Raw genomic sequence first — 12,830 nt, 5'->3', positions numbered from 1 at the left:
TTGCGGCAAAGCCACAACCTGCAACGTCAGTTGACGACCGTGATCCGCGTGTTGCCGCGGCCGACCTGCTGCACCAGCGAATAGAACTGCGCAGCGTTGCCCGTCTGCAGGCGGATGCAGCCATGCGAGGCCGGGCGACCGAGGCTCTTCACGTAGTTGGTGCCGTGGATCGCGTAGCCGCCAAGGAAAAATACCGAATAAGGCATCGGCGACATGTCGTATTTGCGCGAATACCACATGCGGTGCAGCCGCTTCGGGCTCCACGTCCCACGCGGCGTCCAGTAGCCCGGACGGGCGGTCGATACGCGCCATCTGTGAATGACGCGACCATTCTTGGCTACGGTCATTGTCTGGCTGGAAATGTCGACGCGGGCAACGAGGCTCGCGCTCCAGCCCTGCGCCGTCGCGCCGAACAGCATCGAGGCAAACGCAATTGCCACGAGAAGCGAATTTTTCATCTGACTGACCCCTCTTGCCCGGTTCTGAAGGTATTTGACCGTATGGACCGAACTTTCACAGTACTACGCCGAATCCGTGAGGTTTTCTCCAATCCGGTCGGGCAAATTTGAACAATTTCGCGTGACCGTTGCGCTGCTGCGAGGCCAGCCTTGCCAACAGGCCCGCGAGACTGCTCAATTCGCAGCATGGACGAGCGTCTTTCCAGGATGATCGAGAGCCGGGCCGACGAGCTTGCAGAGCTTACGGCCGACCTGATCCGCTTTCCGACCGTCAATCCGCCCGGCGACGCCTACCGGCCATGCGCCGAATACATTGCCGAGCGGCTGAAAAAGCGCAACTTCGGCATAGAGTTCATCCGTGCCGAGGGAACTCCTGGAGACACCGACCGCTACCCGCGCCTGAACGTCGTCGCGCGCTTCGACGGCAGGACCCGCGGCTCCACCGTTCATTTCAACTCGCATATCGATGTGGTGGAGGCCGGCGACGGCTGGACCGTCGACCCCTTCGCCGGCGTGATCAAGGATGGCAGGGTCTATGGCCGGGGGGCTTGCGACATGAAGGGCGGGCTCGCCGCTTCGATCATCGCGGTCGAGTCCTTCATGGACGTCAATCCCGACTTTCCCGGCGCCATCGAGATTTCGGGAACGGTCGACGAGGAGTCGGGCGGCTTTGGTGGCGTCGCCTATCTGGCCAGGAAAGGTTACTTCTCCAAGCCCAAGGTCGATCACGTCATCATTCCCGAACCGCTGAACAAGGACCGGATCTGCCTCGGCCATCGCGGCGTCTGGTGGGCCGAGATCGAGACCAAGGGCGAGATGGCGCACGGTTCGATGCCGTTTCTCGGCGATTGCGCGGTCCGTCACATGGGCGCGGTGATCAGGGCGTTCGAGGACGACCTATTCCCGGCTCTCGATCAGAAGCGGACCCGGATGCCCGTCGTACCCGAAGGCGCGCGCCGCTCGACGATGAACATCAACGCCATTCATGGCGGCCAGACCGACGACTATTCCGGCCTGCCCTCGCCCAACGTGCCGGACTCTTGCCGGATGGTGATCGACCGGCGCTTCCTGCTGGAAGAAACGCTGGCCGAGGTAAAGGACGAGGTCGTCACCGTGCTTGACCGGCTGAGGGGCAGCCGGAAGAAATTCGACTACACCATCCGCGACATCATGGAGGTTCTGCCCCTGATGACCGAGCGCGATGCGCCGGTCGCCGCCGCAGTCGCCGAGGGCATACGCGAGGTGTTCGGACGCGAACCGGAATACGTCATCTCGCCTGGCACGTACGACCAGAAACATGTCGCGCGCATCGGTCATCTGCATGACTGCATCGCATACGGCCCGGGCATACTGGACCTTGCCCATCGGCCCGACGAATGGGTCGGCATTGACGACATGGTGGAATCCGCCAAGGTGATGGCGATCGGCGTGGACCGGCTGCTTCGCGGCAACAGCAGATAGCGGCCTGACCGGACCGGCAAATCGATCTAACCGATTGTATGGAAAAACATTTCGGTTCACCGCTCGCATTCGCAACAAAGCCGATTTACTGATCCTTGAATTCGCGCTTGTATTCGCGCGGCGTCGTGAAACGGAGAGCGGCCATGAACCCTTGGAAATCAGTCGTCGCAGCAGCCATCGTGGCGCTCGCCTCAACCACGGCGGCCACCGCCGCGCGAACCGACCTCGTGCTCGGCATGCCGCTCGAGCCGCCGCACCTCGACCCGACCGCGGGCGCGGCGGCTGCGATAGACGAGGTGCTCTATGCCAATGTGTTCGAAGGTCTGACCCGCATCGGCTCGCGCGGCGAGGTACTGCCCGCGCTCGCCGAGAGCTGGACGGTTTCCGACGACGGCAAGACCTACACCTTCAAGCTGCGCACCGGCGTCAAATTCCACGACGGAACCGACTTCGACGCCGACGACGTGAAGTTTTCGCTCGACCGGGCGCGCGCCGACAATTCGACCAATGCGCAGAAGGGTCTGTTTGCGGCGATCGACACTGTCGAGGCTGTCGACCCGGCGACCGTCAAGGTGACGCTCAAAAACCCGCAAGGCTCGTTCCTCTACAACATGGGTTGGGGCGACGCGGTGATCGTGGCGCCGGAATCGGCCGAGACCAACAAGGAGAAGCCGGTCGGCACCGGTCCGTTCAAATTCGGCAACTGGGCCAAGGGCTCGTCGATCACCCTCGTCAAGGCGGACGGTTACTGGGGCGATCCGGCGATGCTCGACAAGGCCGAGTTCCGTATCATTCCCGACGCCGCCGCGGCGGTGCCGGCGCTGCTTTCCGGCGACGTGCAGGCGCTTCCCAACTTCCAGCTCGGCGACGCGCTGCCGCAGGTCCAGTCTGACCCGCGCTTCAAGGTCGTCATCGGCTCGACCGAGGGCGAGACGATCCTGTCGATCAACAACAAGAAGCCGCCCTTCGACAATCTCAAGGTTCGCCAGGCTATCGCGCATGCGATCGACCGCAAGGCGATCATCGACGGCGCCTCCGGCGGCCTGGGCACGCCGATCGGCTCGCATTTCTCGCCGGCCAACGATGCCTATGTCGATCTTACCGGCACCTATCCCTACGACCCGGCGAAGGCGAAGGAACTGCTCAAGGAAGCCGGCTTCGAGAACGGCATCAAGACGACGCTCAAGCTGCCGCCGGTCACCTACGCCCGCGACGGCGGCCAGATCATCGCTTCGGAGCTGCGCGACATCGGCATCGACGCGGAGATCATCCCGGTCGAGTGGGCGGACTGGCTGAAGCAGGTCTTCACCGAAAAGGACTACGATCTCTCGATCGTGTCGCACACCGAGCCCAACGACATCGATATCTATTCGCGCAAGGACTACTACTTCCAATACGACAACCCCGCCTTCGACAAGGTGATCGAGGAGTTGAACCTCACTTCCGATGACGCCAGGCGCAAGGAGCTCTACGGCCAGGCGCAGAAAATCCTCGCCGACGATGCCGTGGTGGGTTTCCTGTTCGAACTGCCCAAGATCGGTATCTGGGACGCCAAGGTCGATGGACTGTGGGAGAACTCGCCGATCCAGGCGAACGACCTGACCAGGGTCAAGTGGGTGGATTGAGCGCCTTTACCCTCCCCCTCGCAGGGAGGGTCGGCTAAAGATGGCTTCCAAGCAGTTATCTTTAACCGCGGTGCAATTCCGTGCATTTGACGATCCGTCTAGTGCAGCTACCCCCACCCCGCCCTGTGGGCCACCCTCCCCACAAGGGGGAGGGTAAGACCTTATGACGGTATATCTCCTGCGCCGCCTTGCGACCGGGCTGCTCGCGCTGGTTGTCGCGTCGGTCGTGGTTTTTTGTGTGCTAGAGATCCTGCCCGGCGATCCTGCGCGCCTGATGCTCGGCTTCAACGCCACCGAGGATGCCGTCCAGGCGCTGCGTGTGCAGATGGGCCTAGATCGGGGCCTTCTCGTCCGCTACCTGCATTGGACCGGTGGGCTGCTGAGCCTGGATTTCGGCCGTTCCTACACCTACTCCGTCCCCGTCATAGACCTGGTCAGGGAGCGAGCCGCGGTCTCACTGCCGCTTGCCCTGGTTTCGCTCGCTCTGTCCACGGCGATTGCATTGCCGGTCGGCGTTTTTGCCGCCGCGCGCCGGGGCCGTCCGTCCGACACGGTCGCCATGGCAGCCTCGCAGTTCGGCGTCGCGGTTCCGAACTTCTGGTTCGCCCTGCTTCTCGTCTACGTCTTCGCCGTGTGGCTGCGGCTGGTGCCCGCCGGCGGTTTTCCCGGCTGGAGCGCAGGCGTCTGGCCGGCGCTGAAGGCGTTGATCCTGCCCTCGGTAGCCCTCGCCCTGCCACAGGCAGCGATCCTGGCGCGGGTGACGCGGTCGGCACTGCTCGACGTTCTCGGCGAGGACTTCATCCGTACCGCGCGCGCCAAGGGGCTGCCGCGAAAGGCCGTGCTCTGGCGCCATGCGCTGCGCAACGCCTTGCTGCCCGTCCTGACGATCCTCGGGCTGCAGTTCGCCTTCCTGCTTGCCGGAACGATCATCATCGAGAACGTCTTCTACCTGCCCGGTCTCGGCCGTCTTGTCTTCCAGGCGATCAACCAGCGCGACCTCATCGTGGTGGAAAGCGTCGTCATGCTCCTGGTGGCGACGATCATCGCGATCAACCTCGTGATCGATCTCTCCTACGCGCTGGTCGACCCGCGGCTTAGGGTGCGCGCATGAGTGATCGGACCTCGGATCTCCCTGAAAGGGGCTTTGTCGCGAAGGCCTTCGCGAACCGCTCCTTCCTCGCAGGCTTCGTCATTACGGCGCTCGTCACCGCCATGGCATTGTTGTCCTTTTTCTGGACGCCCTACGACGTGACCAAGCTCATCGTCGCCGACCGCATGCAGCCGCCTTCGACTACGCATATTTTCGGCACCGACCAGTTCGGGCGCGACATGCTTTCGATGATCATGGTCGGCGCGCGCAACTCGATCGCGGTTGCGCTGGTCGCGGTCGGCATCGGCATGGGCATCGGCGTGCCGCTCGGCTGCTGGGCGGCGGCGCGCGGCGGCTATGTGGACGACGCGCTGATGCGCTTCAACGATATCGTCTTCGCCTTCCCCGCGCTTCTGTCGGCGATCATGATCACGGCGATCTTCGGACCGGGAGCCGTCAACGCCATCATCGCGATCGGCATCTTCAACATTCCGGTGTTCGCACGCGTCGCCCGGGCGGGCGCACTCGCCATCTGGCCGCGCGAGTTCATCCTTGCCGCACGCGCCTCCGGCAAGGGCCACGCGCTGATCACCGTCGAGCACATCCTGCCCAATATCGCCAACCTGCTGCTCGTCCAGGGCACGATCCAGTTCGCGCTGGGCATTCTGGCCGAGGCCGGGCTCTCCTATGTCGGGCTCGGCGCACAGCCGCCGATGCCGAGCTGGGGCCGCATGCTGTTCGATGCGCAGACGCGGATGGTCGTGGCTCCCTATCTGGCGATCGTGCCCGGCATGGCGATCATCATCACCGTGCTCGGCCTCAACCTGATCGGCGACGGCATCAGCGACACGCTCGACCCGAAACTCAGGCGGCAGAGATGAGCCTGCTCGAGATCGAAAATCTGTCGCTCGATATCGGCGGCACGCCAATCCTGCGGGGCATCGACCTTTCGATCGAAGCCGGCGAGATCACGGGTCTGGTCGGCGAATCCGGCTCCGGCAAATCGATGACGGCGCTGTCGCTCATGCGGCTCCTGCCGGATGCCGCGCGGGCGATGGGCCGCATCACCTTTGACGGCATCGACATACTGGCAGCTTCCGAGGACCGGATGTGCGCGCTGCGCGGCGACGACATTGGCATGGTTTTCCAGGAGCCGATGACGGCGCTCAACCCGCTGAAGGCGATCGGCGAGCAGGTCGCCGAAGGCATCCGCTGGCACACCAGGGCGAACAGGACCGACGCCGAGACGCTCGCACGCAAGATGCTGGATCGCGTCGGGCTGCCGGCGGACAAGTTCCCCCTCACCCGCTATCCGCACGAACTGTCGGGCGGCCAGCGCCAGCGCGTGGTGATCGCCATCGCCTGCGCGCTGAAGCCCAAGCTGCTGATCGCCGACGAGCCAACGACCGCGCTCGACGTCGTGCTGCAGGCGCAAATCCTCGAACTGCTTCGCGATCTGGTCGACGAGAACCGCACGGGCCTGCTGCTCATCTCGCACGATCTGGCGGTCGTCGCCGAAATGGCCGACCGCATCACCATCCTGCGCGGCGGCGAAGTCATGGAAGCGGGCGAGACCGCGCGGACGCTTTCGGCGCAGGTGCATCCCTATACGCGCCAGCTCGCGCAGGCTTCGATGCATGTGCCGGAACGCGCAAAGGCCATCCATGGGGTCGCGGCCGGCAAGCCTCTGCTGACCGTCCAAAACGTTTCGAAAGACTATCCCGGGCGCCGAACCTCGCTGTTCCACAAGCCGCTGCCGGTCCGCGCAGTGGACGACGTCTCCTTCGCACTCGGCGAGGGCCACTCGGTGGCGCTGGTTGGGCGGTCGGGCTGCGGCAAGTCGACCCTTGCCCGCATGATCCTCGCGCTCGACGAACCGACTTCCGGAACGATCACGTTCCAGGGCGAAACGATCACCGGGCGCGACCAGGCTTCGTTGCGATCCGCCCGGCGCGACATGCAGGTCGTCTTCCAGGATCCATACGGTTCGTTCAACCCGCGTCGAACTGTCGAATGGCTGGTCGCCGAGCCGCTGCATCTGCTTGACAAGAAGCCGGGCAAGACCGAACGGCGCGAACTCGTTTCGCAGGCCCTCCACGAGGTCGGGCTTAAACCGGCCGGCATGCAAAAATATCCGCACGAGTTTTCCGGCGGTCAGCGGCAGCGCATCTCCATCGCGCGGGCCATCATCACGCGGCCGAAGCTTGTCGTGGCCGATGAACCGGTGTCCGCGCTCGACGTATCGATCCGCGCCCAGGTACTCGACCTGTTCGCGGAGTTGAACCAGAAGCTCGGCGTGGCCTACCTGTTCATCACGCATGACCTGACCGTCGCCCGCGCCATCACCGACGACGTGATGGTCATGCATGAGGGCCGGATCGTCGAGACCGGCAAGACGGCCGAGGTTCTGTCGCATCCGCAAACGGAAGCGGCCCGGGCGCTGGTCGAGGCGGCGCCGGATCTGCACCGGGCGATCGCGAAAAGGATGCAGGAACAGGGCTAGGCGGTCAGCACCCGCCAGCCTGCCGCACAACGGAAAATGCCCGCCCTCTCGGGCGGGCAGAGCGGGCGGGCCGGACTGGAGGTCAGACGGTCCGCGATCGTTTCTGCTTTTATTCGAGATAGGTCGACGGATCGACGGGGGCCGAGTTCTTGCGGACCTCGAAGTGCAGCTTCGGCGCGTCGGTGGTTCCGCTCATGCCGGAGACAGCGATATCCTGGCCGCGCTTGACCTTGTCGCCGCGGTTGACCTTGAGCTCGCTGGCGTGTCCGTAGACCGTGACCAGCCCGTCCTCGTGGCGCACGAGAACCGTGTTGCCGAATTCCTTGAGACCGTCGCCGGCATAGATCACGACGCCGTTTTCAGCGGCCTTGACCGGCGTGCCTTCCGGCACCGATATATCGATGCCATCATTCGACTTGCCGCTGCCCTTGCCGTATTGCGAAATGACACGGCCGAGCACCGGCCAGCGCATGCGGCCGATGCCGGTGGCGTCGGGAGCAGTCTCGTCGGCCTGCTCGATGACCTTCTCGGCCTTCTTCGGCGGCGTGTAGACGGCGACCTTCTCGCCTTGCGCGGCGGGCTTGGCAGTCTCGGCAGTCTTCGTCGTGTTGGTCACCACCGCGTCGGTGGCGGCGGGAGCGGCCGAGGCGACTTTCGTCGAGCCGCCCGCGCCCGGGATCTTCAGCGTCTGGCCGACACGGATCAGGCCGTCGGAAAGGCCGTTCGCTTCCTTGATGGCGGCAACGCCGACGCCTGTGTTCCTGGCGATGCGCGAGAGCGTGTCGCCTTCCTGCACCTTGTAGGTGCCGCTAGCGCCCGAAGGCTTGGCGTTGCTGCTGTCGGCGGTCGCCGTGGTGGCCGCTGCCGATTTCTCCTTGCTCTTCGGCGTCTGCGGGAGAACCGCGAGGTTCTGCTGGGCGTCCTGGTTCGGGTCGGACGGCTGCTGCTCGCCACGCGAGGATTTCGCCTTGGCCGTCTTCGGATTGTTGTCGGGGGCGGAGACGCCTGCCTTGTCCGAATAGACGTAGGTCGGGATGACGATCTTGGCGCCCGCCTTGAGGCCGTCGGATTCGCTCAGCCCGTTGGACTTCATGATGACGTCGGCGGGGACGCCGAAGCGGCGCGACAAATTGTAGACCGTCTCGCCCTGCTTGACCGTGACCTGGGTTCCGCCTGCGCGCGACCAGCCCTTGATGTCGCCCTGCTCCGCCATTGCCGGCTCGGGCTTGACCGTGCCGGTGGTGGTGGTGTCGGCCGGCTGCATGGCGGGAGCCGAGGCGGTCCGGACCGGCTGGGCGGCAGGAGCGGTGGAGACCGGCGCCAGCGCGCCGCGGCTCACCGAGCCGGAATAGGCGCCGTTGGCGGGCGCCGCCGCGACCTGCTGGGTGTCGCCGGGATAGGTCTGGGCGCCGGAAGTGTCGCCACTCGGGCGGATGATCTCGCGCTGGTTGGGAGTCGACGCTGTCATGAAGTCGTCGACGCCGCCGAAGCGGGCGACCTGGGAGCTGCAGCCGGCGGCCATCCCCGCCAGGAGAAAGACTGCCGCGCCCTGCGACAGCTTCAATCCGCTACGCTTCAAAACACTGACCTGCATGGCAACAACCCGCAAATACTCGAGACTCAACTGGCGGGATTAAAGCGCGTTAATGTTACCGGTCGGTTAAGCCCCTCTCATTTGAAGCGGATTTAATTCAGACTTTTCAAAAACGCCCTTCAGATCACGGCGGCGACGCTCCGCACGATCGGCTGCAGGCGCACCGTGCCGATGTCCTCGCGTTCGAAACGGCTGCCGATCTTGGTGAGTTTGGTCAGCGTCTGCAGGCCTTCGTCGGGCCCGATCGGGGATATCATCACGCCGGCGGAGGAAAGCTGCTCGGCGAAGCTGCGCGGCATGCTGTCGAAAGCCGCCCACACAACGATGCGGTCGAACGGGCCTTCCGCCGCGAGCCCCTGCGAGCCGTCCGCATGCCTGACGAAGGCGTTGGTGAGGCCAAGCGCCTCGAAGCGCTGGCGGGCGAGCTCGGAGAGCGTCTTGTAACGCTCGACGGTGACGACGCGCGCCGCAAGCCGCGCCATGACGGCGGCGCTGAAGCCGGAGCCGGTGCCGACCTCCAGCACGCGATGCCCCGGCTCGATGGCGAGCGAGGCCATGATTTCGGCCTGCAGGTCCGGCCCCTCGACCGCCTCGCCGCACTCGATCGGGATCATGCCCTCTGTCCAGGCGACATTCTGCCAGCGGTCGGGCACGAAAGCGCGCCGCGGCGTCGCCTCGAAGGCCGAGATCAGGTTCCTGGCGACGATGCCCTTGCCGCGCAGGCGCAACAGGAAGGAGGCAAATGCCTCGCGTTCATCCGGGACGCCGTTCATGCGAGCGCCTTTGTCAACTGGTCGCGCAGTTCGTGCGCGGTGAGGTCGAACTTCAGCGGCGTGACCGAGACGAAGTTGCTTCGCACGGCGTGGATGTCGGTTCCTTCGCGAAGCTCCGTCGCGTCGCGGCCGAAGCGCAGCCAATAATAGGGTAGGCCCCGCCCGTCCGCCCGCTCCTCGATGCCGAGATTGTAGGCGACCTTGCCCTGCGCCGTGACGCGCGTGCCCTCGACCTCGCCGGGCCGGCAGCTCGGGAAGTTGAGGTTCAGGAAGGTGCCGACCGGCAGGTCGACGGCGAGCAGCTTTTCGAGCAGCGCCCGCGCCAGCGCCTCTGTCGTCTCGTAGGGCACCGTGCGCTGTCCGTCCTCGACCAAGTAGGCCTGGCTGAGCGCAACCGACTTGATGCCGAGCAGCGCGCCTTCCATGGCGCCGGCCACCGTGCCGGAATAGGTGATGTCGTCGGCGATGTTGGAGCCGGAATTGATGCCCGACAGCACGAGGTCGGGCGGCCCCGGAAGCAGCCGGCGCACGCCCATGATGACGCAGTCGGTCGGCGTGCCCCGCACGGCAAAATGTTTCTCGCCGAGCTTGCGCAGGCGAAGCGGCTCCGACAGCGACAGCGAATGCGCGTAGCCGGACTGGTCGGTTTCCGGCGCGACGACCCAGACGTCGTCGGAGAGTTTTCGCGCCACGCGCTCGAGGGCGGCGAGGCCCTCGGCATGGATGCCGTCGTCGTTGGTGAGCAGGATGCGCATCTACCGCGCCTCGATCTTGGTCAGCCCGCCCATATAGGGCCTGAGCGATTCAGGAATGGTTACGCTGCCGTCAGCCTCCTGGTAGTTCTCCATGACGGCGATGAGCGCGCGGCCGACGGCGGTGCCGGAGCCGTTCAGCGTGTGCACGAAGGCCGTGCCCTTGCCTTCCTTGGGACGGTAGCGGGCGTTCATGCGGCGCGCCTGGAAATCGCCGCAGACCGAGCAGGACGAGATTTCGCGATAGGCGTTCTGGCCCGGCAGCCAAACCTCGATGTCGTAGGTCTTCTGGGCGCCGAAACCCATGTCGCCGGTGCAGAGCGTGACGGTGCGGAAGGGCAGATCGAGCTTCTTCAGCACCGTCTCGGCGCACTCGGTCATGCGCTCGTGCTCGTCGCGCGAACTGTCCTGATCGGTGATCGAGACGAGCTCGACCTTGTAGAACTGGTGCTGGCGCAGCATGCCGCGCGTGTCGCGTCCGGCAGAGCCCGCCTCCGAGCGGAAGCACGGCGTGAGCGCAGTGTAGCGCAGCGGCAGCTTTTCGAACGGGGTGATTTCCTCGCGCACGAGGTTGGTCAGCGGGACTTCGGCGGTGGGGATGAGCCAACGACGCTGATATTTTGGCTCCTTCGGTTCTTCCTCATCGAAAATCTCATCAATGCGAAGTTGATGCTTATCCGAATCCTCAATCGAAATGCCTTCTGCAGCGGCCCGATTAAAAACCCGCCCCCATACAGCCACCTGCCGGAGGTCTCGCTTTACGAGCGAAACGAACAGGTCATCTTCGAATTTAGGGAGCTGGCCAGTCCCGTACATAACGTCGTCATGAACCATCAGCGGAACCTGCACTTCCTGATAGCCGTGCTCCGTCGTGTGCAGGTCGAGCATGAACTGGCCGAGCGCGCGTTCGAGCCGCGCCAACTGGCCCTTCAGCACGGTGAAGCGGCTGCCGGAGAGTTTGGCGGCGCGCTCGAAATCCATCATGCCGAGCGCCTCGCCGATCTCGAAATGCTCGCGCGTCCAGTTGGACTTCTGCCTGGGATCGCCGACCTTGCGAACCTCGACATTGTCGTGCTCGTCGGCACCGACGGGAACGTCGCGCAGCGGCACGTTGGGGATGACCGCCAGCGCGTCGTCCAGCGCCTTGTCCAGCTCGCGCCCCATGGCCTCCGCGCCGGACAGCCATTCCTTGATGGCGGTGACCTCGCCCTTCAATTCCTCGGCCTTGGCCGCATCGCCCGAGCGCATGGCGTTGCCGATCTCCTTGGAGGCGGCGTTGCGGCGCTCCTGGCGTTCCTGCAGCCGGCCAAGATGGGCGCGGAGCGCCACATCCTTCTCGATCAGCCCGTCGACGGTTTTTTGCGCTTCCTCGGGCGTCCACTGCCGCTTGACCAGCGCCTCGGCCAGCGCCTGCGGGTTTTCGCGAATCCATTTGATGTCGAGCATGGCTGAAACCGTTCCTGAAAAGGCGCGACAGGGCCTAAACCGAGTGGGCAAAGGATGCAAGGTGGGGAGATTGGTCGTGGACATGCCTCATCGTTGCCACGCCGTGCATTTCGGCAGTCTGGCTGTTGATCCCTCATCTTTCTTCGCGTTCGGCAAGGCAGCCGCCGGCGTCATGACGTGTCCGGGCTGAGCGCGAAGCGGGCCAGCGCGTGGGCGTGCGCCAGGATCTCGTCGACGTCGCGGGTGTTCTTCCGGCGTGGGGCGTCCGGATCGTATCGTGACAGGCGCCCGCCGGGCGGACGGCCGGGACGCAGAGGCCAGACGCGGCGAAACCGGCCGGTGCGGCGACTATTCCCCTTTTGCGTGCCTGCGGCGTCGGGCTTGTGCGCGGCGTCCGCCGCCCGCGCCCGCCAGCGGGCGAAGCGTCTTGCCTCTCGCGGCAAGTCGTCCAGAGCGCGGCCGAGCGCGCCAAGGCGCAGTGCAAGACGCGCGGCGTCGATCGGATCGTCGGACGAAGGCGCGCGGGGGACGGGAAATGGCTGGGTCAGACCGGGGATGGAGATGCGGGGAAACCCGCTCGCCGCCGGCCTCGGCGACGCACCCCACCGGGGCAGCGGATCGAACAACGGCAAGGCACGCGAGCAAGCGGCCGGTGTGCCGGCCTTGTGCCGCCAGCCGCGCGGCATCACGATGCCGGTGCCGATACCATTGCGCAGGATCGTGGATGTCGGCTTCGGCTTGCTCGGGCCGGTCGGCGCAAGTGTCACCACCAGCCCGCGAGCCATGACGATGATCAGCCGCCGCGCAGCGGATTCGGCCGGCCTGAGCAGCCGCAGGATCGCGCGGTGGAGATGGCGGGGCAAGGTGGCAGGGTTGCCGCCGCCCAGCCCGGCCATGGCGACGAGCATGGCCAACACGCGCTTCAGCGCCTCGCGATTGTCCTCGATTGCCGCATTACAGTCCATCGACGCGTTCCTCGACCCAGACGGCGACATCATCGCTCCGCCGGGAAGGACGGGGACAAATGTCCGCGGATTTTTTTGGGTGAGAAGCGGCGCTCATGGCATCGTTCGAGGAGCTGAGGAGCGATTTCAATGACTTGGCTGGCGCGCGAAGCGAGGCCAAATG

10 protein-coding genes and 2 pseudogenes are annotated in these 12,830 nt (G+C 65.1%); 5 read left to right on the top strand and 7 right to left on the bottom strand.

What is annotated here, in order from left to right; genetic code table 11:
- Window positions 1–26 precede the first annotated feature (26 nt).
- Window positions 27–458 (bottom strand): L,D-transpeptidase, encoded by a 432-nt coding sequence (locus tag ABLE71_RS17980; protein ID WP_348784834.1) that lies wholly within the window; start codon window positions 456–458, stop codon window positions 27–29.
- A 186-nt stretch (window positions 459–644) separates the two neighbouring features.
- Here ABLE71_RS17980 and ABLE71_RS17975 point away from each other — a divergent pair, with 186 nt between their 5' ends.
- From ABLE71_RS17975 to ABLE71_RS17955, 5 genes are all read left to right on the top strand, one after another.
- On the top strand, window positions 645–1,919 hold the full coding sequence (locus ABLE71_RS17975; RefSeq protein ID WP_348784833.1) for an acetylornithine deacetylase/succinyl-diaminopimelate desuccinylase family protein: 1,275 nt from the start codon (window positions 645–647) through the stop codon (window positions 1,917–1,919).
- Window positions 1,920–2,062: 143 nt separating this feature from the next.
- Window positions 2,063–3,544, top strand: a complete 1,482-nt coding sequence (locus tag ABLE71_RS17970) for an ABC transporter substrate-binding protein (RefSeq protein WP_348784832.1) — start codon at window positions 2,063–2,065, stop codon at window positions 3,542–3,544.
- Between the two features lie 163 nt (window positions 3,545–3,707).
- Window positions 3,708–4,655: an ABC transporter permease gene (locus ABLE71_RS17965; protein WP_348784831.1), complete on the top strand. Its 948-nt coding sequence runs from the start codon at window positions 3,708–3,710 to the stop codon at window positions 4,653–4,655.
- Window positions 4,652–5,515 (top strand): ABC transporter permease, encoded by an 864-nt coding sequence (locus ABLE71_RS17960; protein ID WP_348784830.1) that lies wholly within the window; start codon window positions 4,652–4,654, stop codon window positions 5,513–5,515. The genes ABLE71_RS17965 and ABLE71_RS17960 overlap by 4 nt, the downstream gene beginning before the upstream one ends.
- Entirely contained in the window at window positions 5,512–7,137 is a 1,626-nt protein-coding gene (locus ABLE71_RS17955; protein ID WP_348784829.1) for a dipeptide ABC transporter ATP-binding protein, read from the top strand. The genes ABLE71_RS17960 and ABLE71_RS17955 overlap by 4 nt, the downstream gene beginning before the upstream one ends.
- Window positions 7,138–7,246: 109 nt before the next feature.
- Here the strand turns inward: ABLE71_RS17955 and ABLE71_RS17950 are convergent, their stop codons facing one another.
- From ABLE71_RS17950 to ABLE71_RS17925, 6 genes and pseudogenes are all read right to left on the bottom strand, one after another.
- Window positions 7,247–8,731, bottom strand: coding sequence for a peptidoglycan DD-metalloendopeptidase family protein (locus tag ABLE71_RS17950; protein ID WP_348784828.1), 1,485 nt, complete (start codon window positions 8,729–8,731; stop codon window positions 7,247–7,249).
- 119 nt (window positions 8,732–8,850) lie between these two features.
- Complete coding sequence (locus tag ABLE71_RS17945) at window positions 8,851–9,504, bottom strand: protein-L-isoaspartate(D-aspartate) O-methyltransferase (RefSeq protein WP_348784827.1); 654 nt, start codon at window positions 9,502–9,504, stop codon at window positions 8,851–8,853.
- The gene (gene surE, locus ABLE71_RS17940) at window positions 9,501–10,259 is read right to left on the bottom strand and encodes a 5'/3'-nucleotidase SurE (protein WP_348784826.1); all 759 of its coding nucleotides are present in this window, start codon (window positions 10,257–10,259) and stop codon (window positions 9,501–9,503) included. The genes ABLE71_RS17945 and surE overlap by 4 nt, the downstream gene beginning before the upstream one ends.
- Window positions 10,260–10,868: pseudogene (gene serS / locus ABLE71_RS17935) on the bottom strand (serine--tRNA ligase); the annotation flags it as partial.
- Window positions 10,869–11,027: 159 nt separating this feature from the next.
- A pseudogene (locus ABLE71_RS17930) lies at window positions 11,028–11,702 on the bottom strand (serine--tRNA ligase); the annotation flags it as partial.
- A gap of 170 nt (window positions 11,703–11,872) precedes the next feature.
- On the bottom strand, window positions 11,873–12,667 hold the full coding sequence (locus ABLE71_RS17925) for a hypothetical protein (RefSeq protein ID WP_348784825.1): 795 nt from the start codon (window positions 12,665–12,667) through the stop codon (window positions 11,873–11,875).
- Window positions 12,668–12,830: the final 163 nt, after the last annotated feature.

Origin of the sequence: Mesorhizobium sp. KR9-304, assembly GCF_040049215.1 — a bacterium.
Classification (GTDB): Bacteria; Pseudomonadota; Alphaproteobacteria; order Rhizobiales; family Rhizobiaceae; genus Mesorhizobium_K.
Note: the sequence above shows the minus strand (reverse complement) of the source record. Positions and strands in the feature narration are given on the sequence as shown.

Coding starts and splice junctions, on each gene's coding strand:
- ABLE71_RS17965 (WP_348784831.1), top strand. CDS start 3,708: ATGACGGTATATCTCCTGCGCCGCCTTGCGACCGGGCTGCTCGCGCTG.
- ABLE71_RS17945 (WP_348784827.1), bottom strand. CDS start 9,504: ATGAACGGCGTCCCGGATGAACGCGAGGCATTTGCCTCCTTCCTGTTG.
- ABLE71_RS17980 (WP_348784834.1), bottom strand. CDS start 458: ATGAAAAATTCGCTTCTCGTGGCAATTGCGTTTGCCTCGATGCTGTTC.
- ABLE71_RS17970 (WP_348784832.1), top strand. CDS start 2,063: ATGAACCCTTGGAAATCAGTCGTCGCAGCAGCCATCGTGGCGCTCGCC.
- ABLE71_RS17925 (WP_348784825.1), bottom strand. CDS start 12,667: ATGGACTGTAATGCGGCAATCGAGGACAATCGCGAGGCGCTGAAGCGC.
- ABLE71_RS17955 (WP_348784829.1), top strand. CDS start 5,512: ATGAGCCTGCTCGAGATCGAAAATCTGTCGCTCGATATCGGCGGCACG.
- ABLE71_RS17975 (WP_348784833.1), top strand. CDS start 645: ATGGACGAGCGTCTTTCCAGGATGATCGAGAGCCGGGCCGACGAGCTT.
- ABLE71_RS17950 (WP_348784828.1), bottom strand. CDS start 8,731: ATGCAGGTCAGTGTTTTGAAGCGTAGCGGATTGAAGCTGTCGCAGGGC.
- surE (WP_348784826.1), bottom strand. CDS start 10,259: ATGCGCATCCTGCTCACCAACGACGACGGCATCCATGCCGAGGGCCTC.
- ABLE71_RS17960 (WP_348784830.1), top strand. CDS start 4,652: ATGAGTGATCGGACCTCGGATCTCCCTGAAAGGGGCTTTGTCGCGAAG.